This window comes from Burkholderia sp. Nafp2/4-1b (genome assembly GCF_003635165.1).
Taxonomy (GTDB): domain Bacteria; phylum Pseudomonadota; class Gammaproteobacteria; order Burkholderiales; family Burkholderiaceae; genus Burkholderia.
In genome coordinates this window covers 1-22953 of the sequence record NZ_ML058623.1, presented here as the reverse complement: position 1 = coordinate 22953, position 22953 = coordinate 1, and the positions used below count along the sequence as shown (strand labels likewise).

The following is a 22953-nucleotide window of genomic DNA, read 5'->3' as shown; positions in this document are numbered from 1 at the left end:
ATGGGCCGCCTCGCGGCAGCCCACAATTGATGAACACCGACACGCGGCGAGAGAGAATTACTGCGGGAACAGGACGTCGCGCATCCGCATCAGCGCCTTGCCGAGCGGGTTCAGCCCTTGCCAGGTCGACGCATCCGAGAGGCGTGGATCGGTCTCACCGAGTCCGACACCCCAGATTCGATCGTACGGACTCGCCTCGACCAGCACGCTTGAACCGGTACCCCGCAGAACTGCAGCGAGTTCGGCGTTTTGCCGAAATTTTTCCCGGCAGCCGACGAACATGATGGATTCGCGACAGCCTTCCCAGCTGGCGTTATCGAAACCACGAACGGCGCGTCCCAACCGCTTCTGCTCGCGCGGCGATGACGCGGCGAGAATCTTCGACGCGGTGTCGAGATCCCCGAAAAGCATCGCCTTCGCGTACATAGTGAATTGTTCGGTGCTCGTGAAAGCCACCTCGTGATAGCTGAAATGGCAGGGGTGCCAATTACTCAGCACGTCCGCGGCGCCGAAAAACGCCGTGATATTGCCGATTCGGCCCATGAATTCCTCCGAAATGGATAGTCGAGAGATGGCCGCTTGCGCGGACGGTTTCGATGCGTGAATGACGCGGTCGAAAGCATTTGAGCAAAGGGGCTTTGCTGAAATGCTCTCGCAGCTGCTTGAAAAGGGAACGCCAGCCCCGAAGGGCTGGCTAATGGGGAATGCCGTTATCCGCGGCTGAATGACTCGACGGCTTCGCCGATCTCGCGATCGAGAACATCCGGCGCATCGAGGGCACCGGTCAGCCGCCCGATCATCTTGTCGACGTCTGCGGGCCGTTCGATCCAGCCGCGCCCGAACTTGACGTGGCCGTAGATACGAAACTGCTCGCGGCGCGCGTCTGCGTTGAGGCGAAGACGCTGCAGCAGATCCTGCAGGCGATGCCGCTTCTCTTCGATTGGCTCCGGCGGAGGATCGACGTGTTCATCGCGTTGAGCATCGCCGGCGCGCGTCGTCGGTTCTGGCTCACCCGATGGCACCCCACCGGTTACGTCGGCCGGATGCAGCGGAATCACTGTGCCACCCGTACCTAACAGCGCGGCGGCACCTTGCGCAACCTCGATCGCCGGCGCAGCTTCATCCGCACCGTCCAGCAGTGCCCCGATGTCGATATCCGCATCGAGAACCGTCAACATCTGTGACTGACGTACGGCCTCGCCGTTCTCGTTGATCCGAGTGATATCGAATTCCCGCTTCGAGAGCCAGAAGCGCGTGCCCGTGAGCCTGCCGCGCGCCAACTGCACCGTCTGCATTGCAGCGTAGGCCTTCTGGAGCACATAGATCGAGTTCGTCGGTAGCTCGATTAAGCCGAGTCCCTTGATGTCGGGCACCGCGAACACGAAATGCGCGGCGAGATTGCACTGCCGGCTCTGGTACTGCGGGCATTGCTCGGGATCGCACACGCCGTCCGGGATCGCGTCGTCCTGCCGGAAGATCACGTCACGACCGCCGAAATGGCGCGTGGCTCGCTGGGCGCGCGGATCGCGCTCGACCTTCGCGTAGGTCTTGCAGTACCGGATGCCGTCGGGACCATACTGCGAGAAGAACTTCCGCCCGGTGGTGCCCCACGCGGCCATTTCGTTCGGCAGGTTTTGCATCCAATCGTTGAAGGCGAACAGCACCGGGAAGCGGTACAACCGCACGCCCTGACCGCGATCTTCACCGTAGAGCTTGAGAATCTCGTCGGCCACGTCCGGGTTGTTGAAGTCCGACCGGCGGCACGTGAAGTAGTCGACGTTCTTCGGCGCCAGTGCGTTGCGCAGCTGGCAGCGCGATTCGATCGCTTTGCCGATCGTCTCGAATGAGTCACCGGCGGCGACCATCGTTTCGTACAGCCTGACCGCCTCCTGATTGGCGCGCGCCTTGGACGTCAGCACCTTGATACCGGGCCGGATTCGCCCGATCACCGGAGGGCGCATCGCACGCTCTTCGACCAGGCTGCGCACAGGGCCGCCCAGCATAGGGACAACTGCGTTCATGAAGGTTTCCTCGCAAGAAAGTAAATCGCCTGAGTGCGCATCGCGCTCGCTGACTGCTCGAGCGTGCTGGCGACCGCCTCTCCGCGGCGTTCGGCGATGTGGGAAAGAAAGATGCGGCGCTCGGGATCGCTGTACATCGCGACCTGAGCCACCTCGCACCGCGCGCGCCAGGCTGGCGACGCGGTATCGGCAGTTGCGCGCTCGTCGGCGATCGTGTTGCTGATCACGTTGGCGATGCGCGCGTCGAGACGGTTGGGAAGCATGTGAACCTCCGGGACAGGAACAAACGGCGAAAAAAAAGCGCGTCCCTCGGCAAGAGGAACGCGCTTTTCGGATTCGTGGAAATGACCCAAGCGCCACGTCCCTTCTGGGGACGTGGCGCTCAGGGAGCCGGTTGGCTCATATCGAGGACGTTAGGTCGTCCTCGCGCGGCATGGTCACGCCGCGCAACAGCCCATTTTCGGAAATACCACTCCGCCGCAGGATCACGGCTCAGTCGACTACGATCGTTCTACCCAGACTCTGGTCTGGAGAGAGACACCCGATGTCCGGACTCGAACGATGTCGCGGCGCAAATACATGCGGCCGACGACGAGTTTTATGACTGAAAGATGGGAAGTGCTGGCTAGGCACTCATCAGCAGAAGATTCCACACCAGTTGCCCGCTGGTCGGAGCATGCCCATTGGCACGGCTTGTACAGAAGATGGACTTCGGGTTAGGAAGTCTAGGTCGATGCGTCGTTGACGCGAGAAGTAGAGTCAGTATTGCGGAAATTTGCGACCGCAAAGGGTGGAAAGCTCACGAAAAGAGGCCCGCTTTTGCCCGAATTGTTAAATCGGGTTAACCCAAAATCATCGATGAGAGAGACCACCCGAAAACATCATGTCCGCCGTTCTCGAAACACCGCACGACCCGCAGCGGGACGCGCCGCTGCTCGTATCATCGAACGACTCGCTGTCCCCGTCGTCAACGGGACTCAAGCCGATCCAGCGTCTGACGAGCGACAGCCGCATCGATCGAATCATCCCGGATACCGATGCCGTCACTGTGCTGCGCTACAGCTCGCAGTTCGCCCGCAATTTCATTCGCGGCGACTACAACTTCTGCGCGTCGAAAATCACCGTCGCGCGCGGGGGGAAAACGCATGCACTCGAGTCCGCGCTGCGCGATACCTCGGACTGGCTGCGCAAGGCGCTGGTGTGGGTCGAAAAGCACGAGGCCCGGACGATTGCTTTCCCCGCCGAGCATATTGAACTTAAGGTCACGCGGCCGCTTGCCGGTCTTCTGGTCCGTTGCCTCACCCAATACGACAAGCTCTTTGTGGCGACGATGGAAGCCGTGCTCGCCGAAAAAATCACGGCGCAGGATCGGGCCACCATCCTCGCGAACGCCGAAGGGCGAATCAAGCACATCTCGCTCGTGTGTGTGCCCGACAACGATCGATACCAGGCAGACGGGACGCTGCGCGATTGAAGGTTCATCGTCCGATGAACTTGACACGCTGCAGGAATGACTACGCTGACGACTACGTGCCCCGGTGCGATACACGGGCCGGTCTCGCGCGTCGACCGCGCACGCGTGGGCAATCTCGCAATCTCGTATAAGGGTTCCCAACCCAAGACGCCTTCACATGCGGAGAACCATAGACATCCGAGAAATTCAGGCGCTGCACGCGAAATACGCCGCGCAACCGGTCGTGATCGACATCAACGGCCATGTCGAAGCCATGCCGGCACTCCCGGCTCCGGACGGAAATCGCAGCCGGATTGCACTGCCCCGCCTCAGCCGACTCAAACGGCTGGTCAGGCCCATCGCCATTGCGGTGGCCACTGCGGCGCTCGCCGCCGGCGGCGGTGTGAGTGCCGCCAAGTTGTGGCGGGCTCTGCGCGCACCATCGCACGCCGAGCTGACGCACGAAGCCACGCCGGCAGCTTCCCGCCCCGTGCCGGCCGCATCTTCCGCGCTCACCAGCGCTCATCCCCTGACGGCGGCCGACTTCGCTGGTTCGGCCAGCGCACCAACAAGTACGCTGGCGAGCGTCGATCCGCGCACGTTGGCCTCCCGTCAGGATCCGCCACCCACCGATCCATCGGCACGAGCGCAGGCCGCCCCGAGCGACCTGGACAAGGCCGCAGCCGCACCGATTCGCGCGCCGCGGACCGCTGCGCCCGCCGTCGCGTCCGCAACAACGGAACCGGCACCGCGACCGGCTGCCCCGCCGAAGGCCGCTCCCCGGCATATCCGCCGCAGTACCGCGCGGCCGCACGCCGCTCCGGCAGAAAATGCCGAACCCGCCACGCCGGCGCCTGCGGCCAAGGCTCCTGCGGCAGCCAAGTCCGCCGACGTCCAACTCTTCTAACGAGGCGACCATGAAACCTAAAACCATCAATGTGACGCTGCTGGCCACCGGCCTGGTCGTTCATGGCGATCTGATTCTCGATCACGGGATGAGCACGTTCGCGCTCGTGAGCGGCAGCATCGTCTCGACGGCCGGCCTCCTGCACATCGGACAAGGCGGAATAATCAAGGGGAAGGTACAAGGCGAGATCGTACGCATCGACGGCGTGGTGGAAGGCGATGTACATGCCCGCGACATGCTCGAGATCAACGGCGTGGTAAAGGGCAACGTCTACTACTGCGGCACGATTCGGCTTGGGCCGCAAGCCGCGCTCAACGGTCAGCTCAAACGCGTCCCGCGCGAATTGGTCATCGAAGCGCCGGCGACCGTTTCCCAGATCACCGAGACAACCAATACTGACGCCCTCCCGACGACATGAAAAAGCCCAAAAGAAGCATCTCCAACATCCTGCAGCACAGCGCTGTGCTGACGATCGCGATCATCTCGTTGACCGCTTCGTTCAACCTTGCTGGGAGTGGCATCGCAGCACTGACGGGAACGCCGGACAACCCGACGAGCAGAGCGATCGAGCGCATCGTCGACGCTCTTTCTCATTGGTTGGCCCACGACGACGATGGCGTCGCAAATATCGTGTTACTGCAAGCGCCTATAGCACTCGTGACCTATCTCTTGGTCGTCGCTCTTCCGCTGGCCGTCGGTTTCGGGGTCATCGAATGCTGGCTGCTCGCGCAACCAGAATCACGCGGCGCACCCGAAGATGGCCAGTAAAGTCGATTTATCGCTATTTCCCTGCCCAAGGAAACCCAGTTGAAAACTACAATCCTAGCAATTGCAGTGATGCTGTCCGCAACTCAAGCGAACGCCGGTACCGATACCTCACCCGCTATCGACATCACCTGGGTAAAGGAAGGACAAACCCTCGTTCGCGGCACGCATCGTTTCGTCAACACGTCCGGCGGGCTCGTTCCGTTTATGGCGACGTCCCAGCAACAGTTCCCCTACTCCACGTGCACGCTCGAAGGCAACACCCCAGGCTACCAAGCGAAGCAACTGGCCGTCGGCCGTATGCTCCTTTTGAAGCCACAGCGAACATCGCGCGGCACGATCCACTTGGACATTCAGGCCGAAGACACCGAGGTGCGGACCGTCAAATCCACGGACCATGGCGCGTGCACTTCCTTTGCCCCTGTAATTGGTGGCCTACCGCTCACCACCTTGTCGGTAGAACTGCCCGAAAGTGGCCCACTTACCGTTTCCTTCCCGGACGGCCAATACTCCTTGACGTTGAGGGTAGGAGGAGACCCGATGTAACCACACGGTGCTCGGCCCCGGATCCATCATTGCCCGGCCGCATCAAGCGCCCGTTTTTATTCGACCCCGGACTCGATCACGAACCGCGAAACTGCGTTCTTCTGGATCGACGTGATGACGAGCGTCTCCCGCGCGCGCGTCATCGCCACATAGAAAAGCCGCCGCTCCTCGGATTCCGGGCTCTTGTCGTCCGGCACGACGCCTTCCTCCGCGCGGCTGATCCACACGTGATCCCATTCCAGCCCCTTGGAGCCGTGCATCGTCGTGAGCACCAATACCCCATCGCCGGGCTTGTTGTTATCCCGCTGCAGGAACTCGATGCGATTGGTAAACGGGCCGTTCAGGCGGCCGATTACGTCGTAGGTGCACTGGAGCGCACGGATGGCCGCGTCCCCTTTCGCGTACCCGATCATCCATTCGAACACGCCCTCGAGCGCGAGCGAGTGGAATTCCCGCTCGCAGAGCGACTGCCATTCGGCCAGACGCTTCATGAAGGCTCGATACGCGGTCGCCGTATCCTCGGTCAGGCCGAGCCCGACCAGCTCCTGTTTCTGGCGCTGAACGAACTCGGCGCCCATGTCCCGATGGAGTTCGCGCAGATCATGCGAACTGATCCCCATGTATCCGAGCACCGCATCGACGCCGTTCTGCTTGCGACCTTCGACGATCTGGAGGAGATTGCACATCAGTGCCGCTTGCGGCCGGTTGAGCACCGAACCGCCTGACGCACGGTAGTACGGCACGCCGTGCGACCGGCAGACCGATTCGATTGGGTCGAGGTTGCGGTTGGTGCGCGCGAGAATCGCACACGTGCGGCCTGCTGCCAGTTGCGCCTGCAGCGCCTCGACTGCGGCAACAGCATCTCCGTATTCGTCCTCGAAGCGCTGCGACGACACTGCGCCGCCGGCGCCGCGGTCCGCGTGCAACACCTTCGGAATCCGGTCGACGTTGTTGCGAATCACCCGATCGGCCGCGGACAAGATCTCCGAGCGGCAACGGAAATTGCTGCCGAGTACGATCTTCTGCGCGTCGAACGTCCCGGAGAAGCTCTCCATGCCTCGGACGCCCAGGGCCGAGCGGAAACCGTAGATGCTTTGGTCGTCATCACCGACCACGGTGACGTGCGCGCCGGCGCGCGCGTGCAGCTCGACCCACCTATACTGAAGCGGATCCGTGTCCTGAAACTCGTCGACGAGCAGATCCGTGAAGCGATATGGACGGATATCGCCGCTTTCCATGCCGGCCACGGCCAGCCTCAGCATGTCCTGGAAATCGATCTTGCCGTTGCGCTCGAGCGCCTCCTGATACGCGGCATAGAGCTTCGCTTCTGACGATCCCGGCTCAGACCGACCGAAGTTCGTCTTGATCCGCTCGATGATCGGCACGGCTTCCTCGACCTTCCATTCGAAGCCGAGCTCCGCGATCACGCGACCCAACATGCCGAACCGGTCGCCGTCGGACGCGATATCGTGGCGTGCACGGCCGGGCTGGCCGATCTGCCTGAACGCCAGTGAGTGGAACGTCCCGGCGATCAGCCGCCGCTTCGCGTCCGGCACGGCGATCGACAGGATCCGCTCGCGCAGTTCGACGGCCGCGTCCTTACTGAACGTCACCGCACCCACCACCGCGGCGGGATCCTTCAGTAGGCGGGCGGCCTTGGTCGCGATCGTCTTGGTTTTCCCCGCGCCCGGACACGCGATCGCGACGCAATGGCAGCGCAGGAGTGCCACCTCGCGCTGTTGGGGGTTCAGCTCGTCGAGCATGGCACTCACCGCGCCCCCCTTATCGACCGCGAACGGTCGTCATCAGGCGCAGGTGCGTCATGTAGCCCCGCACGCCGATCGGATGGAACTTGCGCAGGAAGCGCGACGTTTCCTCGTCGGCGTCCGACTGATCACGCACGCCGTTCCAGACCAAGAAGTCGAAGTGGTCCATCACCTGATCGTACTTCAGCATCACGGTCAGCAACCGCATCGAGAAACGCGAATACGCCTCGACCGTGATGTCCAAGGACGGTTTCGTCACCGTCGGCGAGAACACGATGTCGCCGCGTTCGCGCATCTCGGTCTCGGTGCGCTCCCGAAAGCCGTGCGCCACTTCGAGCTGTTCATTGACGTACGCTTCGAGGTCGTTCAGCTGCTTATCAAAAAAGGTCGTCACCGTCTCCTGATCGTCGGCGCCGAACGTCGCCCGGCCAAACCGTTGCATGTTGATGCTCATCCGGTTCAGATACGGCCACCACTGTTCAAACAACGGCTTGAGCCGCGTGTGCTTCAGTCGGACGTCAGTCGACACGACCGCCGCGCCGGACAGTTGCTTGTTCATCAGCTCACGGCCGATTTCGCGGCGGCGCTGGATGATGCGGACCCGCTCGGCCGGCGGCAGCTCGCGGAACAGCTTGCGCGTGCGCGCGACCTGCTCGCGCTTCTCGTCAGCCTCTGCCGCACTAATCATGCCCTCCCGCTGCAGCGTGGCCGCGTCCGATTCCATCTGCGCCAGCTCGTTCTCGAGCTCGGCGTCGTCCGCACCGTCGGTCGTCTGACCCGCGGCCGCGTCGATGGAAGTGTTTCCGGCTCCGTCGGCCCCGTTGTTCGGATGCTCTGCCGCCTTCTCTCGTGCCTCGTCATCGAGGACGTGCGTCTCGTTGTCAATCGTGGTCATTATGGTCCTTTGGATGGTGGGTAACCGCACGCGCGGCATGCGTCTATTCTTGCGAGGTGGCGGCCGGGAATCGGCCCGAAACATGAACGATTTCTGCACGCTTTCGATCGAGGTCGACGCGAAGTCAACCCAAACCATCCAATGTGTCAAATGAAAATGCCCCTCAACCGGTTGAGGGGCATTTGCCGGAAAGCTCCACCAATCCGTATCGCTTTCTGTTCTATTTCGTCTTGGCTGCGGGCGGGTGCGAGAGGTAGACCGCCGGGAATGTCGTTACTGGTACGACGATGCCGCCTTCCAGAGCAGCACACCGAGACAACCGGCGATCGCGATCCAGTACGGTGCCAGTAACGGAATCGGCGCGATCAACACCGAGAACGCGACGCCGAAAACCAGCAGAATGCCGTGCCCCGCCAGGTGGAACGAAACCGGACTCACATAGCCAGCAGCAGCAGCCCGGATCTTCCGACGCACTGTCCCGTCGACGAACATGGCAACGCAGAAGGCCAACGTACCGAATAGCCAAAGCTTCATGATGGTGAGCCGGTAGACCACGCGATAAACCAGCCGCCAGAAGTTGTGAACCCACGTGCTGGCCAGGTTGGTCATCCCGCCGTCATCTGCGTTCGAGCCGCGCGTGGTTTCGAGCGATGCCGCGACCACCCCTGTGTCCACGAAGTACCGCCTGAACAACCGGTTCGTGTTCGCCACTGCCTGATCCGCCCGATCCTCACCGATCGTCGCCACCACCGAACGAGTTTCCGACTCCGGAATCTCGAATAAGGACCGATTCGGCACAACCGGCATGATCGCGACGGGCACCAGTGGCACGAAGAAGAACCAGACCTTCACATGCCGGACAAACCGGCTATCCGCCATGGCTGCCTCCGATCGGCGCCAGCAGAGGCGCCATCGCCCGACAGGTCAGGTAGGCGGGAAACGCGACGAGACCAAACAGCCCCACGTAGAAGTGAAGTGGGCGGCGACCGATGAACATCGCGAGCGCATAGGCCATCGCGTTGCGCCCACGCGCGAATTCGGCCGGTACCGGCGCGTTTGCGTCATCCTGGGCGGACGCGGTCGACATCACGCGGCGCGCGACGTCGTCGTCAACCCTGGCGAGCGTCCGAATCAGAAAACGTGTGAGCGACATCGTAGCCCTCGAAGTAGAGTCGGAAGTTCTCGCCTGTCAGCGCGCGCGCGGCGAGCTGGAATGCGGCAGAGCGCTGGCTGATGTTCTCCGGGCAGCGTTCGTCGACGACCTCGGTCGGCAGATGTGCATGGCGCGCCTCGAATACCGTGACCGGCTCGAACATCGGTGACCACACATGGCAGCGCTCGCCGTCGCGCGCAACGTAGCGTCGGGCATAGAGCAGGTGCGCCGACGCAAACATGCCCTGCATGAACGCAACGTGCGGATCGCCGGTCTTTCGTACGCGCCTCACACCCTCGAGTCCCTCCGTGAGCATCTCCTTGACGAGCGGGCCCGACTTGCCGATGAATTTCTCACCGATGAAGTCGGCCACGCGCGTGCACGCGAGCTCCAACTCCGGCGCCAGCGTGAACACCGGGATCAGGCGGGCCGAAAGCTTATGGTCGCGGATGATTTTTTTGAAGACGACAGACATGCTTGGGTTTTCAGCCATTTAGGATTGGAATGCGGCCCTGATACACCGCACCGCCCGAAATCCGCATGAAGTACTGCAGGTTCGGAAGGCTCTGTATCAGGCGCGATGGAATCAGCGGTACTTTCTCCAGTTGGAGCGAGCGAGACACCGATCCCGTAAATTCACCGACGTGCGACTCACTACCCGTGCTGGTCGAACTCGACATCACCAGGTTGCGAATCGCCGTCTCCCCGACCTTGTCGGAGAACCAGTCCGCCGTGTCGGTGTCCTCTAAGCGTAAGATGATCTGGTTGTTCAAATTGCCCAAAACCTGCAGCATTTTTGCGGCATTCCCGAGCTTCGCCTCGATGTCCGAGCGCGTCTGGAATGCAACGAACGCCTTGAAGCCTGCGCCGCGCCCCTTGTTCAGAATCTGGATCACCTGTTCGTTGATCGCCTCCGCGACCTCGTCGATGATCAGCACGACCTCCGGCGGAGTCTCGTAGAAGTTGTAGATCGAGCCGCACACCGCCGACACGTCGGCGAGCAGCATCGACATGATCGCCTTCGCCACGATGCTGTTCGATAGCGAGTCGGCCCCCACGTGGAGCACCGCCTTCTGGCGAATGATCTTCTCGATGGTCCAGATCTCGCGCTCGTCCTCGAAGTCGTCGACCTTCGGCGCCAGCATCAGGCCAGTTTCGCCGGTCGCGAGCATCTGCAGCAGCGGGAGCGCCGACGCGATGATCCGCATGTAGTGTTCGCGGTCGTGCGTATGGGTCGAGATCAGGCCGTCAATCGCCTCGTGGCCGCGATCGAGTGCTGCGAACCGTGCCTGGTACAGCGCGACCATGCCGTCCACTTTGGAGACGCCGGGCTTGTTGGCCATTTTCACGGTGTCGGCTGCGACCTGCGTTTCCCAATCCGTCAGGCCCTGTTCGAGGAAGAAGCGCTTTAGCGCCTTCTCCAGCAGCGTTGCGATACCCGACTGTGCATACTTGAGAATCGACCGCAGGTTCGGCTTGTCGCCGATGTACAGCTCGCCGTTTACCGAGCGGCTGATGAACAGGTACGCAAAATCACGGAACGGCCCCTCTTCCATCAGCTGCGCGATCCGGCTCGGGATTTCCGAAGGCTGAGACCAACTATCGAGCGGCTCCAGGCGAATCGATTCCGACGGCTTTGCCTGATTGAAGTACAGGAACTTCCGGCCCGCGCGCTTGCACTCCCGCTCCACCCGCAGCTTCCATTCCTTGTCGTTTTTCGGATCGAAGTCGAGCAACACATCGCCGAGATGGATCACCTGGGTGGAAATGCACTCGTAGGTACGCGTCTTCCCGGCGCCGGTCGTGCCGCCCACCGCGGTGTGGCCGCCCATCGCCTTGTAGTGGAATGGCACGTAGCCCTTCGCCGGTTCCAGCCCGTGGATCCACGAGACCCCTTGCGGCATGCGGTCCCGGATACTGTCCTTTGGGGCAAAGAGCCGTTCGATCATCTCCTCGAACTGACGTCCGGTTTTGGTCTTCGGCAGCCACTTCGGAAGGCCCGGGATGTCCGTCGACGGCATGCGCAGAATGTCATGCGCGATCTGGCAGTGCTTCTGCGTCCACTCAAAACCGGTGCCGAGAAACATCGCATTCGCTTCCGCTTTCATGCGCGACTGGATCGCGAGCAGCTTGGGCACCGCGAGCGTCGTCAGCCATTTCGTCGAGATGGCCATGCGGAATTTCAGCGCGCGCCAGACCTGCCCCGATCGAATCGCAAACGCCACCATGGCGATCAGCGCGAAAGCCCACGCATGCGGCATCCCGGACAGTGGCAACATGACAATCGCAAGCAGCCATGCGAGCGCGGCCCGGAGCTCGTAGATCGGTCTGAAATGATTGATGTAGCCGTTCACAGGCCACGCTCCTGAATAAGCTCACCGGCACGCGGTGCTAGCGTGACTTCCATCGGCTCGTTGGCGAGCAACAGGCTGCGGCGACGCATGTGCTCGATCAGGGTGTCGCTCGCGATCCCGTAGCTGCCGATCAGGCGCTTGGGCAGCACGAGGCCCAACTCGCTCCACCGCACCTTGGCCTTCCCGGCCTGAACGTCCTGACCGAGCGCGCGGAAGAAATCCACGATCATGCGCGGCGCACCCTTGAGCACCGCGTCGAAGGTTTCCGGGGATAGCTCGACGCGACGCTCCGATCCCGCATGCGTAGCGACCGGAGCGATCGCGGCTGACGGTTCGCCGGATTGCGCCGGTTGCGCGACCAGATCGCGTGATTCAATAGGCGTCGGCGCGGCCAGTTGAGGTGGGCTTGACGGCGGCGGCGGACTAGGCGCGCCGACCGCGCCTGCCTCCGCGGCCGTTGCCGCTTGGGCGGTGGGGGTGGTGGGCCGGGCGGGCGTAGTCGGTGGCGATGCGCGTCCTGCCGCCGTCGGCGCAGCAGGCGCCGGCGCGGCAACCGTCGATGAGGCGGGCGTGACGGCCGGCGTCACCACCGGCTCGAGCTCGCCCGCGACGTGAATCGCAGACGGCACGGCAAACTTCACCGGCTCGAACACGCCGCGCTGCGCTTTCCGATCGAACTCGGCCGCCGTCGAAATCGCCTGGCGGACTACCCGATGAGTCAACGATTCGACACCGACCGGACTCGCGGTCGGATTGATCGCACCGAACACCTCGGCCAGCACCTCCGCATCCAGGCCCGAGAGCAGTTCACTGCCGACTAGCGCCTGCGCCAGCATGCCCGTGCGCATCCGCTCGACTGCAAGTGGCACCGGTCGGCGCGTTACCCGGTAAGGTTGATCCCCGAGCCACGGCCCGGCCGGCCCGTGAATCGACGGATTCCAGACCAGCTGATCGTCCTCGCGCACCACCTCGAAATGCCGATACGGCTCATCCAGCCACGAGCAGATTGCGGCGAGGAACACGCCATAGTTGTATTGCGGCTCGACGCGCCGCCGGCGCTCCGACGGGAGGTTTGTGCCGAACTTCTGCCCGCCGGCCAGGCGCATCGCATAGAAGGCCGTCTCGATCGTGCAGCGGAATGCGCCACCGGGCTCCCGGTACAGCTCCGGATTGAGCGGGACGGACGAGAACCAATCGGCGCACCGATGCACGAGCGCGCGCCACTTGCGGTCGAATTCCGCTTGGCTGACTTCGTTGGCGCATTGCGCGATCAGATCGATCCGCCGCTCGTTGTTCGCGACCAGCAAGCTACGATCGATCGACTGAAAGAGATGTTGCCCGCTCATCACGCCAGGCCCTTCGTCGCAAGCTTCGTCAGACTCTTGAATGCCCCACCGCTTGCATTCGCGCCACCGCCGAACATGGAGGCGAACTTCGGAACCTCGAACGACAGAATCAGGACGAAGATCGACAGATCGAGCGTCAGCGATCCGGCATACGGTGTAGTCAGGCCCTTCGAGATCGCGTTGGTGAATGCGCTCGTGATCGTGGTCGTCACCAACCGCTGAAGAATCGCCGCGACGACCATATACATGCCCGCGCTGACCATGTAATCAAACCAGCTCTTGAAGTAGCCGCGTGTGAACTCCGACATGCCTAACGCCAGAGCGATCTTGCCCATCACGATGCCTACGGCCATCTGAATGGTGCCGAGCGAAATGAAGAAGAGAAACACAAGAGACGCAATCATCAGAAAGCCCCAGGCGAACAACAATGGCATCAAATTGATCGCCAGCGCGATGTAGCTCCACCAATGTGCGGCCTGGAAGGCCTCGATAACCGCATCGAAGATCGATCCCGCGGATTTCACCATTGCTGACGGAAGCGACTGTGCATCGGTGCCGGACACCGCTACCGCCATATCGTTGAACCATTTATAGAACCCGGGCGCCCAGGTGGCGTACATCAGGAAGATCGAACAGAAGATGCCGAGAATCGCCAGGTCCTCAATCAGGGACTGCCACGCCGGCACCGGATCCCGGGTTGCGGCATACCGAACACCCGCGAGTACGATCGTGATGCCTGCCAACCCGCCGGCCATCTTGTTCGCATACTGATCGAGCGGTTGACTCAGCGTCACCGCGAGGTCGATCAGATCCTTCATGATCTTCGCGATCTCCTCGATCGCCGCCATTGCGCCCTTTGCGACCTCGCCCGGTTGGTAGCTCGAGCTCCATCCCGAAGTGATCGACGGCCAATCGGCCGCGTACGCGCTCGACACCGTGACGACACCGGTCAGCATCACCACGATCAGCGTCAAGGCCCCGCGGCGCAGCCACTTCGCAGAATCGTTTGCCATTACTGCCTCAGAACCCATATGCCGACCGCTCGGCCTGCTGCTTCGAAATGAAGCGGTTCGCGTCGGCCGCCTTCTCCTTGTCGTCTTCCACCTGCTGCGCATCTTTCTGCGAGTCGCGTTGCGCCTTCGCTGCGTTGAGTTGAAGAATGTCGGCGTTCTGGCTCGTCACGATGTCGAGGTAGTGCGTCGTGATCTCCGCCGTCGCCTGCGCGGTGGGCGACATCGATAGTTGTGTCTGCAATTCTTGCCGGCGCTTCGCCAGATCGTTCGTGTGCTGCATGATGTTCGATCCCATCTGGAACAGATTGCGCACCACCTTGTCGTTCTGCTGATAGAGCGTGTTCATGTCCGCGAACCACTGCTCATTCGTCTTGCCGGAGCGGCTCACCAACGTCTGCACCTGCGACACCCATTGGCCACCCTGCTTGAGGTCACCGTACAGGCCGTTGAGGGTGCCGACCAGATCCTTTACTTTGTTGATGTCGCCGGTGATCTGGTCATACGCTGCCTTCCACGCGACTGGATCGAGATTCTTCGCCTGCAGCAGCTGGTTCGCCATCATCTGGTACTGGTAGATGATGTTGGTGTTCTGGTAGATCTCGCCGCGCACCGCCTTCGCGGCCGTGATGACGTTCTGTGCGAAGTTGGTCGGATCGAACACGATCATGGCCGAGGCATGCTGGGCCGCGAACAGGGATGCTGCGACGACGGCGGCACGGAGGAGGCGCATTTTCAAGGGATCACCTATCAGTCGAGAGTCAACATTTCTTGGAGGTACTCTTCACGCCAGTGCGGCGAGCCGGAGTCGTAGTGTTTGTCGAGCACGCGTTGGGCGGCGCCGTCGGCGCGCAATACCGCGAGTGCTTCATTCGGGAATTGCGCCTGGAGCATCCGTGCGTGGTCCGGCGTCACCCACAGGTAATCGCGGTTGGGCACCGCATCGGCAATCATGTCGATCAGGTCGTCGGTCAGACCGAACACATCCCGGTACAGGTGCTTGTTGTTGCGCGCGTCCCGGTTCGGCAGGAAGAAGAAGTTCGGGATGTTCTCCTTCAGAATCTCGAAGTTCTTCACGCGGGCAAGCTGCCCGAGCGACTGGGTCGCCATCACGAGCGTCCCGTTCAAGCCGCGAATCGTGACGGCCCACAGCTCCAGTCGGGCATAGAAGCGTTCATACTGGAAGAAGAACCCGCACTCTTCGACTTCGATGATCGTGAAGCGCTTCCCGTCCAGCCATTGCGAGATGCGATAGAACGCGTAGTCCATGAATAGCGCGGCGGCGACCGGGTACTTCTCAAACAGGTCGCCCATTTCGATCGCGATATCGTCCGACAGCGAGAACGCATCCTCGACGTGATCGAAGAAGCGACCGTTCTTCTCACCTTGCGTCCAGATCTGGAGCCGGTCACGCAGCTCGATCGGCAACAACGTGTTCAGCATCGACAGCGTCCAGAGCTCGCGGTCGTACTCGCCGCCACCCAGCGTCGCAACGGCCTGATAGATATCGGTCTGCTGCTGCGGCGTGCAGTGGAAGTCCTCATCCTCGATCGCCATCTGTACCCATTCCGCCACGTAGGTCCAGTGCCGCTTATCCGCCAGCAGCGAAAGCGGGTTGACCGGCGTGGCCGCGCCGAACCGCCCGGTCGCATCGACAAAGCGGCCGTTCGCCATCACGGTCGGAATCCGCGTCGACCGGTTCTTGTCGAACTTGATCCGGCGTGGGTTGTGGCGCCCGGACTGCGACACAAGAAAGTTCAGGAAGATCGTCTTGCCCGCGCCGATCGGCCCGACCACGAGCGTGTGCGACTTGCCGCCCGGTTGGTGCAGCGTCACGCGCTGCAGCGTCCGGTGACGTGTGGGCAGAACGGTAAGCGGCCCTGTCTGCTCGCCGGTCTGCTGGGTCAGCCATTGGTTGACCGGACTGCCTTCCTCGACCCCGCGCAACGGTGCAATGTCGGAAACGCACGGTGTTTCGACGAATTGCAGGCGTTTTTGCTGATCCCACCGTCCGGGCAACGTGGTCGCCCATGCCGCCGGGATGTTGCGGGTCTCCAGGATGACGCCAAACCCAGCATTGCCGATGCGACCGACGACCTCACGCGTGTTGTCGTCACACTCCTCGACCGTGTCCCCATAGACGACTACCGAGATGTTGGCGAACCCATACTGCGTCCCATCGGCCACCAGCTTCGCCAGTGCGTTTTCAGCCTCTTCGGCCAGGATTTCACGCCCCTTGTCGTTCTTTTCCGCCTCATGCTTTTCATCCTTCGAGAAGAAACTCTTCAGGATCGCAAGCGGATTGAACGCCGCGACCTTGTAGAACTTGCGCATCTTCTCGATGTAGACCCGCGCCTTGTGGGTCGACAGGAAGCGGAACATCACGCAAATGTCGAGCTCTGCGTCGACGTCCGCCAGGACATCCAGTGCGGCCTCCTGAAACCCCATCCATTCCTTCACGGACACGATCTTCGCGTACCGCTTTCCGTACGCTGACTCGAACATCAGGTGCTCCGTGCCGTACGTCACGAAGGTCTCAGTCAAATGGGTATCCAGCATCGTGACCGGGTAGCGGACACGGCGCGGCGGAACGGAAGGGTTCGCGGTCTGGTGCAGGAACGCCATGACATTCTGTAGTTGCAGCCGCTTCATCTTGAGGCGCGTCACCCCTCCCTTGAAAGCGTCGATCACCCCCTCGAACCGCTTGATGTCCGATGTGATCCGCTCCATGTCGAACGCGAAGGCGCTGCGTGCAAAAAGCACGTCCCGGAGGGTTTCCCACAGAGCGAGCGGCACCGACTTGCCGCCGACCGTCGTGTGGTACGCGACCTTCTCGAAGATCTTGTTGATGCCGGTCTCGGGCGTGTATGCCAGCGCCAGCGAATGGGTGTTCCGAAAAAACTTGCCGCTGCCGACGTGTGCGCGATTGATCGCGTCGATACGCTCGTCGATCCGGGACGAAAATCCGCCCTGGATTTCCCCGCGCACACGCCGATGCGATAGCCGCCACCACGCCGTTACCCGGTGATCGAAGTTCTTGCACGCGTGGTCGAGGTTGTCTCGCGCTGCCGAAATATCAGCCTTGTTCGGCGAGTCGGCGTCGATCCCGTCGAAGGTGAATACCGTCAGCAGCGATCCATCCTTGTCCAGGACCAGCTCAGGGGTGACCATCGTCGCCCACGGCGCGATCTCCTGCACCGGGCCGCGCTTGATTTTCGAACTCAACATTGCAGATCCTGATCGAATCCGTAGGGACGCTTAAACCGAACCGAAAACTTCGTCGTGGGCAGGGGCTCGTGTACGTCCGGATAGCGGTTGTAGACGATGAGCACCTCCTTCCACCACGGATCGGTCGACGACAGCCATCGGAGCACCCAATGGATGCCGATTCCGACGACCAGGAACGCCGGCGTCATCGCGCTGTAGCAGAGCAGCGTCGTGATCGTCCCATTCGCGATGGCAAGCCCGCGCTCAGCCCCGCCCAGCTGGCGGGGCAGCGACAGCGAACGGCTGACCTTTTTCGGCTTACGCACAGGTGTAGTCGATGTGCATGCGGTTCTTCACGATCGGAATCGCACACGCCGCGACCCCGAGGCCGATAAAGACGGTCGCGAGAAACTTGACGATGTTGCTCTCGGAGTTCGCGATCATGATGGCGGCCATGATGATCACCACGATGCCGATACAGAACAGCACCGGGCCGCTCACATAGGCCTGGATCAGACAGATCATCGACGCCGCGTTGCCGAGATCGCTCAGATCCACTGCATGGGCTGCCGGGGTGGCAAACGCGATCGCAGCTGCGATCAACGTGGAGCGGATCTGGCCGCGACCGAACAGGTAGTGCGCCGCGCCGCGTACTTTGGCGGACGCCGAGCGAGCAAAAGCATTGAACAACTTCGTCATTGGAAACCCCGTATGGTTAGAAAACACGCTCGAGGACGTAGTCCCCGTTTTTGAAACCCTTGATGGCGAGCACTTCCGACACGTGGCGCAGCTCGCCGGTGCGGCGCAGGTGCACGACGTAGTGAAAGCAATCCGCGATGGCCTTGCGCATGTCGGCAAGCTCCCAGCGGCTTCCCGTGGGGATACCGAGCATCGCCAGAGACTCGAGACGACTCAGCGCGCCGCGCGCATCGTTCGAGTGGATCGAGCCCATGCCACCGTCGTGGCCTGTGCTCAGTGCCTGAATGAAGTCGTACGCTTCACCGCCGCGAACCTCACCGACGATGATCCGGTCGGGCCGGAAGCGCAGACATAGCGCGACAAGGACCTGCGTGGTCACGCCTTTGTCGGGGTTCGACAGCAGCCGCACGCGATTCGGCGCGGACAGCTTGAGTTCCATCGTGTCTTCGATCGTGATGACACGCTCCTCTGCCGGAATCTCCGCATTCAGCGCGTTCAGGAACGTCGTCTTGCCGGTCGACGTGCCACCGGCCACCAGAACATTCGCTCGTGACCGAACCAGCGCCCGGAACGCTTCTCCCAGCGCCTCGTCATGCGCACCCGGCGGGAAGATCGCACGCTCGACCTCGCGGCGCGCGTGAACGAGCGAGAATGCGCCCATGCCGACGTAGTCGGACAACGACAGGTTCGATTCCCGATGCTTGCGGATCGCAAGCGCATGCCCGTCTATCGCGGTCGGCCGCATCACCGAGGCGATCCGGAGATTCTTGTGGCCGCCGTTGATGATCCCCTGCGCAGTACCGGCTTTCGCGGACTTTTCGACCGAGGAAGCGAGCGACAGGATGGCGCCCTGCAGCTTCGCGGGATTGAAGCGCAGGTCGAGCTTGTGCATCTCACCTCGCCGCTCGATCCAGACGTTGTCGTAGTCGTTGATCATGATTTCGGCAACGTCGGGCGCTTCCAGCGGGCCGGTCAGTTGGTCGAGCGACGCGAAGAACAACTTCACCGCGTTGTCTTCAAGCGGACGGACCTTGAGCAGCTCTTCCGCAGTGATCTGCGCGCTCGGGCGAGACGCCGGCACATCAGCCACCGGACGGTCGACGCTCGGCTGATGCGCGGTTCGCGGATTCTGGGCAATTTCGGACATGCAGCTATTGTTCAAGCTGCGCGCGCCGCCGGCGGACCGAAAGAATGGCCAAATTCAGCAGCTTTCGTCGCGCCCCAAACGGCCGCGTTTGCGACTGTTCAGATCAGAGTTCGCGTCAACCGGTTGAGGGGGCTAACCGAGAAAGCTCCAGAAAAACGTATAGCTTTTTCCGGATTCCCCGCCAACGTTCCATGGTTGCCGTTTCGTACAGGCGAAAAAAAACCCGGTCACGAGGACCGGGTGGGTAAGAGAAGATGGGCGCTTGATCGCCGCGCTCAACAGATGACCTCGACCATCTCCCCGAACGGCGCGCGCCGCGCACGCTTGAGCGGCGTGGTTGACGCCCAAAGCACCAAGTAGGACGGCTCTTCCTTCGGAAACGCGCCATCCATATCGGTCAGGTAGACGAGAAACGCCGGATCGATCCCTTCCGCCAAAATGCGACGAAAAGGATCGACGAACGACGTACCCCCACCGCCCTTCAACGGAGCCAGGTCGAGCGGCTCGCCACGCTCGAACAGCTGAACTTGCGTGACGCGCGTGTCGCAGTCCATCACAACCAGACGGCGCGGTCGAACCGCATCGAACATGGACTCGATCTCCGCTGCAAACTGCGCCTGTGTAGCGTCCCACACCGACCCGCTGGCGTCGCGCACGAACACCGCGTCGCCTACCGCCGGCTCATTCAACGACGGCAGATACAGCCCGGCGTGAAGGTAGCGGCGATTCGGCTGCGCCCACGTGTAGTCGGTCGGTGCCGCTTCCCGCGCAAACCGGTGCAGGAGCGCGCGCCAATCGACAGCCGGTGCAACGGCTTGCTCGATGGCGGCCTGCAGCGCACCGCCGAGCTTGCCGGCAGCTTGGGCGGCCTTCGCCGCCTGCAGGACCGCGACGTTCCATTCGGCTTCCTTCGCCGCTTTGTCGGGCCCCGCGTACTGGCGAACCTCACCGCACGACGAACCTGCATCGGATTGAGGCGAACCGCAGCCGGCGGGATCGGCCGACGGCTGATTCCCGTCTGCCTTATCCGATTGTCGGCCGCCCTGCTTCTGAGCGCCCTGCTTGGCGTTTCGCCGCGCCTCGTTCTGCCGCACGCCGTAGATTTCCTCGGCGGACCAGCCCTTGAAGCGCGGGTCAACAAGCCCACCAGGCGGCAGCTGCAACCCGGCATCGAGCACGATCGGATTCACGGCGTAGTCGCATGCCTCGTTCCAGCCCTTGTGCTCGCGATAGCCCTGCCGCCAACAGTGGCCGTTCGCGACGTGCCACACCTCGTGGGCGAGCACGCCGCGAACCTGCAGGTCGTTCAGGCCGGCCGCGTACACCGGGTTGTAGCCCAGCGATTCGCCGTCCGTCCAGAACGTTTCGCAGGTCGGATCCTCGACAACCTTGAGCCGAAGCGCCAACGCCCCGATGAACGGGTGATCGAGGACAAGCGCCGTGCGCTGCTTCGCGATGCGGTCGTAAAGTCGCGCGTCCATGGCGACCTCATGCTGCAAAACGCAGCGGCGGAAGCTGGATCGCCCGATCGGTCACCTGATCCGCAATCGGCGCCGGCGCGCCGCCCATGAAGGCCGCCATCAACCCTTCGATCTCGGTCGCCTTGGCAGCGACTTGCTCACGCAGCACATTGGATTTCTTCAGTTCCGCGCCGCTGTGTGCGGCCAGATGCGTCTTGGCCTGCTCGAGGATATGCGCCAGCTTCGGATCGTTGCTGAAATTCAGCTTCGGCAATAGCTCGCAAAGCTCACGGACATGGTTGGCGACGTCCATGCGAACGTTGCTCGATGCGTATAGACGGTTCGCCATCGTCGAGACGGCCTCGTACAGCCGGCCGACCAGATCGTTGTTCGCGGTCTTGATCGACTCGAACACGTGCTGGTCGATCTCGGTACGCAGGTTCGTCAGCACGTCGCTTGGCAGATCGACGCCGAACTGGCTCGCGTCCGGGAAGGGCAGCACCGACAGCTTGATGCCGAATTTGCCGGACAGTTCGGCCAGCGACGGATAGTCGGCCTCGTTGTACAGGCCGTTCATCTCGGCGCGTGCCTGTTCCTTCAGATCCAGATAGTTCGTCAGGAAGACGGACACTGCAAGATCGAACTCGTCTTTCATCGCGCGCATGCGTTCGGCTACATCCATGTAGATCATGGTCGGCAGCAGGCGCACGCCCAGTTGGTCGTACTTCAGCGTCCGGCCGTAGTAGTAGGAACGGATCCGGTTGCCGATCGACAGCACTTCGGCGTAGCTCGGTGCGTGCTCGGGCAGCAGGCGCTTGTTGAAGCGACCAATGCCGCGCGCATGGTGGCTCTTCTCGACCTCCTCGGTGACCTTGCCGTCGTAGCGGCGGGCGACCCACGTGGAAATCGTGACGGACGACAGCATGACCTTGGACTTCAGATCGGTGATATTCATGGATGGCTCCAGATAGAAAGAGAATGGATGAGGCGAAAAAAAAGCCACGGCGCGCGAGCGGGCCGTGGCAACAGGAACTACGATGGAAGATAGATGGCGATCAGTCTTCGCCGCGGATGATCTTGCCGATCTCGCCGGCTTGCGCACGAACGAAGGCGGGATGGCTCTGCAGCTGCGGATTGCGCACGGTCGCGTCGCGCACCAGGACTGCCGTGAATTCGCGGTGGCCGGCGTTGACGAGCCGATCCGCGTACCGCAGAACGCGCTCGAAGTTGCCTTCTCCGGCCTGGCAGGCCAGCGCCGTCGTCAGCGCATACAGCACGCTCGGCTCCTGCGGAATCGGCCCAAGATCGGGGTTCATCAGAATCGCGTCGACCGACGGCAGCGCCCCGTAGATGGAGAGAAAGCTGACGAACTCGCTCGCCGCGCCCTCGCCCACTGCACTGCTCACCGCATGGGTCAGCAGGTGCGCTGGAACGGACGGCAACACCTTGGCAACGAAGCCCCAACTGCGCGGGCTCGGCGATGCCTCGATGTCGCGGCTCGTTTTGGCGACCGACAGCAGATCCGGCCGGAACCGGAGAAATGCGATCAGCTCCGGCGGCACATTGTGGGCAACCGCCCAACGCGTCCAGTCGTTGATCGTCGGCTCCAGCTCGACCACCGCGGCAAAGCGCGAGATCACCGGATCGAGAATCCCGGCCACACCGGCGTTATCGCCGCGCCGGTTAGTGGCTGCGACAAACGTCACCTGATCCGGCAGCTTGTGCTCGCCGATACGACGGGCGAGCAGCAGCTGCATCTTTGCGGCCTGCACGGCGGGCGACGCCTGCCCGAGATCGTCGAGAAACCAGAGCAGCGGCCGACGCGCGCTCAATGCGCGCTCGAGATCGCCGAACGGCAGGAAGCGCGCACGTTCGCCATCGGGGGACGGGAACGGTAGGCCCTTCGAGTCCGTCGGGTCTTCGACCACCGGGTGGCTAATGAGCAGCTCATGATCGGTCGCGGCCGCAGCGGCTTCGACGATGTCGGACTTGCCGATGCCCGGCCGGCCACTGATCAGCACCGGAAAGCGCTGCGGAATGTAGATGCTGAGTAGCTCGGTGAGCTGTGCGGGAGAGAGTTTCACGGGGTTCCTTGAAAAGAAGACCCCACGGGAATCGCGCCCGGCAGGGACGTGACCCTGCGGGGCGATTGGAGATGCCGCGATGCGGCGTGTCGATGCGTCCGAAGACGCCGTTTGGTGCTTAAGAGGCCAGTTCAAAAAGA

General features: G+C 62.3%; 25 protein-coding genes. 6 read left to right on the top strand and 19 right to left on the bottom strand.

Annotated features, from left to right (window positions below):
- Positions 1–57: 57 nt before the first annotated feature.
- The 3 genes from C7H84_RS29810 to C7H84_RS29800 all read right to left on the bottom strand — a co-directional run bounded on the left by C7H84_RS29810 (position 58) and on the right by C7H84_RS29800 (position 2284).
- A complete protein-coding gene (locus tag C7H84_RS29810) occupies positions 58–543 on the bottom strand; it encodes an NADAR family protein (RefSeq protein ID WP_121862164.1) in 486 nt (161 codons plus the stop codon).
- A 167-nt stretch (positions 544–710) separates the two neighbouring features.
- Positions 711–2021, bottom strand: coding sequence for a hypothetical protein (locus C7H84_RS29805; RefSeq protein WP_121862163.1), 1311 nt, complete (start codon positions 2019–2021; stop codon positions 711–713).
- Positions 2018–2284 carry a hypothetical protein gene (locus tag C7H84_RS29800; protein ID WP_121862162.1) on the bottom strand — a complete coding sequence of 89 codons (267 nt, stop codon included), beginning with the start codon at positions 2282–2284 and terminating at the stop codon, positions 2018–2020. The genes C7H84_RS29805 and C7H84_RS29800 overlap by 4 nt, the downstream gene beginning before the upstream one ends.
- A gap of 620 nt (positions 2285–2904) precedes the next feature.
- Between C7H84_RS29800 and C7H84_RS29795 the strand changes: the two genes are divergently transcribed.
- The 5 genes from C7H84_RS29795 to C7H84_RS29775 all read left to right on the top strand — a co-directional run bounded on the left by C7H84_RS29795 (position 2905) and on the right by C7H84_RS29775 (position 5692).
- The gene (locus C7H84_RS29795; protein WP_121862161.1) at positions 2905–3495 is read left to right on the top strand and encodes a DUF1845 domain-containing protein; all 591 of its coding nucleotides are present in this window, start codon (positions 2905–2907) and stop codon (positions 3493–3495) included.
- Positions 3496–3652: 157 nt separating this feature from the next.
- A complete protein-coding gene (locus C7H84_RS29790) occupies positions 3653–4381 on the top strand; it encodes a hypothetical protein (protein WP_240462129.1) in 729 nt (242 codons plus the stop codon).
- Positions 4382–4391: 10 nt separating this feature from the next.
- Entirely contained in the window at positions 4392–4799 is a 408-nt protein-coding gene (locus C7H84_RS29785) for a polymer-forming cytoskeletal protein (RefSeq protein WP_121862160.1), read from the top strand.
- Positions 4796–5149, top strand: coding sequence for a hypothetical protein (locus C7H84_RS29780; RefSeq protein ID WP_121862159.1), 354 nt, complete (start codon positions 4796–4798; stop codon positions 5147–5149). The genes C7H84_RS29785 and C7H84_RS29780 overlap by 4 nt, the downstream gene beginning before the upstream one ends.
- Before the next feature lie 39 nt (positions 5150–5188).
- A complete protein-coding gene (locus C7H84_RS29775; protein WP_162999406.1) occupies positions 5189–5692 on the top strand; it encodes a type II and III secretion system protein in 504 nt (167 codons plus the stop codon).
- A gap of 56 nt (positions 5693–5748) precedes the next feature.
- Here the strand turns inward: C7H84_RS29775 and C7H84_RS29770 are convergent, their stop codons facing one another.
- From C7H84_RS29770 to C7H84_RS29710, 13 genes are all read right to left on the bottom strand, one after another.
- On the bottom strand, positions 5749–7455 hold the full coding sequence (locus tag C7H84_RS29770) for an ATP-dependent helicase (protein ID WP_121862157.1): 1707 nt from the start codon (positions 7453–7455) through the stop codon (positions 5749–5751).
- 19 nt (positions 7456–7474) lie between these two features.
- Positions 7475–8353: an ATPase gene (locus C7H84_RS29765; RefSeq protein ID WP_121862156.1), complete on the bottom strand. Its 879-nt coding sequence runs from the start codon at positions 8351–8353 to the stop codon at positions 7475–7477.
- Between the two features lie 273 nt (positions 8354–8626).
- Positions 8627–9232 carry a DUF4400 domain-containing protein gene (locus C7H84_RS29760; protein ID WP_121862155.1) on the bottom strand — a complete coding sequence of 202 codons (606 nt, stop codon included), beginning with the start codon at positions 9230–9232 and terminating at the stop codon, positions 8627–8629.
- Positions 9222–9506: a hypothetical protein gene (locus C7H84_RS29755; RefSeq protein ID WP_121862172.1), complete on the bottom strand. Its 285-nt coding sequence runs from the start codon at positions 9504–9506 to the stop codon at positions 9222–9224. The genes C7H84_RS29760 and C7H84_RS29755 overlap by 11 nt, the downstream gene beginning before the upstream one ends.
- Positions 9463–9981: a hypothetical protein gene (locus C7H84_RS29750; protein WP_121862154.1), complete on the bottom strand. Its 519-nt coding sequence runs from the start codon at positions 9979–9981 to the stop codon at positions 9463–9465. The genes C7H84_RS29755 and C7H84_RS29750 overlap by 44 nt, the downstream gene beginning before the upstream one ends.
- 10 nt (positions 9982–9991) lie before the next feature.
- Complete coding sequence (gene traD, locus C7H84_RS29745; RefSeq protein WP_121862153.1) at positions 9992–11860, bottom strand: conjugative transfer system coupling protein TraD; 1869 nt, start codon at positions 11858–11860, stop codon at positions 9992–9994.
- The gene (locus C7H84_RS29740) at positions 11857–13206 is read right to left on the bottom strand and encodes a TraI domain-containing protein (RefSeq protein WP_121862152.1); all 1350 of its coding nucleotides are present in this window, start codon (positions 13204–13206) and stop codon (positions 11857–11859) included. Before C7H84_RS29740 ends, traD begins: the two co-directional genes overlap by 4 nt.
- Positions 13206–14219: a type IV secretion system protein gene (locus tag C7H84_RS29735; protein WP_121862151.1), complete on the bottom strand. Its 1014-nt coding sequence runs from the start codon at positions 14217–14219 to the stop codon at positions 13206–13208. Before C7H84_RS29735 ends, C7H84_RS29740 begins: the two co-directional genes overlap by 1 nt.
- Before the next feature lie 7 nt (positions 14220–14226).
- The gene (locus C7H84_RS29730; protein WP_121862150.1) at positions 14227–14949 is read right to left on the bottom strand and encodes a type VI secretion protein; all 723 of its coding nucleotides are present in this window, start codon (positions 14947–14949) and stop codon (positions 14227–14229) included.
- Positions 14950–14966: 17 nt separating this feature from the next.
- Complete coding sequence (locus tag C7H84_RS29725; RefSeq protein WP_121862149.1) at positions 14967–17444, bottom strand: VirB4 family type IV secretion system protein; 2478 nt, start codon at positions 17442–17444, stop codon at positions 14967–14969.
- The gene (locus C7H84_RS29720; RefSeq protein WP_012367167.1) at positions 17438–17749 is read right to left on the bottom strand and encodes a VirB3 family type IV secretion system protein; all 312 of its coding nucleotides are present in this window, start codon (positions 17747–17749) and stop codon (positions 17438–17440) included. Before C7H84_RS29720 ends, C7H84_RS29725 begins: the two co-directional genes overlap by 7 nt.
- On the bottom strand, positions 17742–18122 hold the full coding sequence (locus tag C7H84_RS29715; protein ID WP_121862148.1) for a TrbC/VirB2 family protein: 381 nt from the start codon (positions 18120–18122) through the stop codon (positions 17742–17744). Before C7H84_RS29715 ends, C7H84_RS29720 begins: the two co-directional genes overlap by 8 nt.
- 16 nt (positions 18123–18138) lie before the next feature.
- Complete coding sequence (locus C7H84_RS29710) at positions 18139–19128, bottom strand: ATPase, T2SS/T4P/T4SS family (RefSeq protein ID WP_240462135.1); 990 nt, start codon at positions 19126–19128, stop codon at positions 18139–18141.
- On the opposite strand from C7H84_RS29710, the gene C7H84_RS37270 reads away from it, so the two are divergent.
- Positions 19009–19629 carry a hypothetical protein gene (locus C7H84_RS37270; RefSeq protein ID WP_240462136.1) on the top strand — a complete coding sequence of 207 codons (621 nt, stop codon included), beginning with the start codon at positions 19009–19011 and terminating at the stop codon, positions 19627–19629. The two genes, C7H84_RS29710 and C7H84_RS37270, sit on opposite strands and share 120 nt — an antisense overlap.
- Here C7H84_RS37270 and C7H84_RS29705 read toward each other — a convergent pair.
- The 3 genes from C7H84_RS29705 to C7H84_RS29695 form a co-directional block, all read right to left on the bottom strand.
- Positions 19545–20750: a VWA-like domain-containing protein gene (locus C7H84_RS29705; RefSeq protein WP_121862147.1), complete on the bottom strand. Its 1206-nt coding sequence runs from the start codon at positions 20748–20750 to the stop codon at positions 19545–19547. The two genes, C7H84_RS37270 and C7H84_RS29705, sit on opposite strands and share 85 nt — an antisense overlap.
- Positions 20751–20757: 7 nt before the next feature.
- Positions 20758–21684 (bottom strand): hypothetical protein, encoded by a 927-nt coding sequence (locus C7H84_RS29700; protein WP_121862146.1) that lies wholly within the window; start codon positions 21682–21684, stop codon positions 20758–20760.
- Positions 21685–21784: 100 nt separating this feature from the next.
- The gene (locus C7H84_RS29695; RefSeq protein WP_121862145.1) at positions 21785–22813 is read right to left on the bottom strand and encodes an ATP-binding protein; all 1029 of its coding nucleotides are present in this window, start codon (positions 22811–22813) and stop codon (positions 21785–21787) included.
- Between the last annotated feature and the right edge of the window lie 140 nt (positions 22814–22953).

Coding starts and splice junctions, on each gene's coding strand:
- C7H84_RS29795 (WP_121862161.1), top strand. CDS start 2,905: ATGTCCGCCGTTCTCGAAACACCGCACGACCCGCAGCGGGACGCGCCG.
- C7H84_RS29740 (WP_121862152.1), bottom strand. CDS start 13,206: ATGAGCGGGCAACATCTCTTTCAGTCGATCGATCGTAGCTTGCTGGTC.
- C7H84_RS29715 (WP_121862148.1), bottom strand. CDS start 18,122: ATGACGAAGTTGTTCAATGCTTTTGCTCGCTCGGCGTCCGCCAAAGTA.
- C7H84_RS29800 (WP_121862162.1), bottom strand. CDS start 2,284: ATGCTTCCCAACCGTCTCGACGCGCGCATCGCCAACGTGATCAGCAAC.
- C7H84_RS29805 (WP_121862163.1), bottom strand. CDS start 2,021: ATGAACGCAGTTGTCCCTATGCTGGGCGGCCCTGTGCGCAGCCTGGTC.
- C7H84_RS29755 (WP_121862172.1), bottom strand. CDS start 9,506: ATGTCGCTCACACGTTTTCTGATTCGGACGCTCGCCAGGGTTGACGAC.
- C7H84_RS29790 (WP_240462129.1), top strand. CDS start 3,653: ATGCGGAGAACCATAGACATCCGAGAAATTCAGGCGCTGCACGCGAAA.
- C7H84_RS29780 (WP_121862159.1), top strand. CDS start 4,796: ATGAAAAAGCCCAAAAGAAGCATCTCCAACATCCTGCAGCACAGCGCT.
- C7H84_RS29785 (WP_121862160.1), top strand. CDS start 4,392: ATGAAACCTAAAACCATCAATGTGACGCTGCTGGCCACCGGCCTGGTC.
- C7H84_RS29725 (WP_121862149.1), bottom strand. CDS start 17,444: ATGTTGAGTTCGAAAATCAAGCGCGGCCCGGTGCAGGAGATCGCGCCG.
- C7H84_RS29765 (WP_121862156.1), bottom strand. CDS start 8,353: ATGACCACGATTGACAACGAGACGCACGTCCTCGATGACGAGGCACGA.
- C7H84_RS29705 (WP_121862147.1), bottom strand. CDS start 20,750: ATGGACGCGCGACTTTACGACCGCATCGCGAAGCAGCGCACGGCGCTT.
- C7H84_RS29810 (WP_121862164.1), bottom strand. CDS start 543: ATGGGCCGAATCGGCAATATCACGGCGTTTTTCGGCGCCGCGGACGTG.
- C7H84_RS29750 (WP_121862154.1), bottom strand. CDS start 9,981: ATGTCTGTCGTCTTCAAAAAAATCATCCGCGACCATAAGCTTTCGGCC.
- C7H84_RS29770 (WP_121862157.1), bottom strand. CDS start 7,455: ATGCTCGACGAGCTGAACCCCCAACAGCGCGAGGTGGCACTCCTGCGC.
- C7H84_RS29730 (WP_121862150.1), bottom strand. CDS start 14,949: ATGCGCCTCCTCCGTGCCGCCGTCGTCGCAGCATCCCTGTTCGCGGCC.
- C7H84_RS29760 (WP_121862155.1), bottom strand. CDS start 9,232: ATGGCGGATAGCCGGTTTGTCCGGCATGTGAAGGTCTGGTTCTTCTTC.
- C7H84_RS29700 (WP_121862146.1), bottom strand. CDS start 21,684: ATGAATATCACCGATCTGAAGTCCAAGGTCATGCTGTCGTCCGTCACG.
- C7H84_RS29735 (WP_121862151.1), bottom strand. CDS start 14,219: ATGGCAAACGATTCTGCGAAGTGGCTGCGCCGCGGGGCCTTGACGCTG.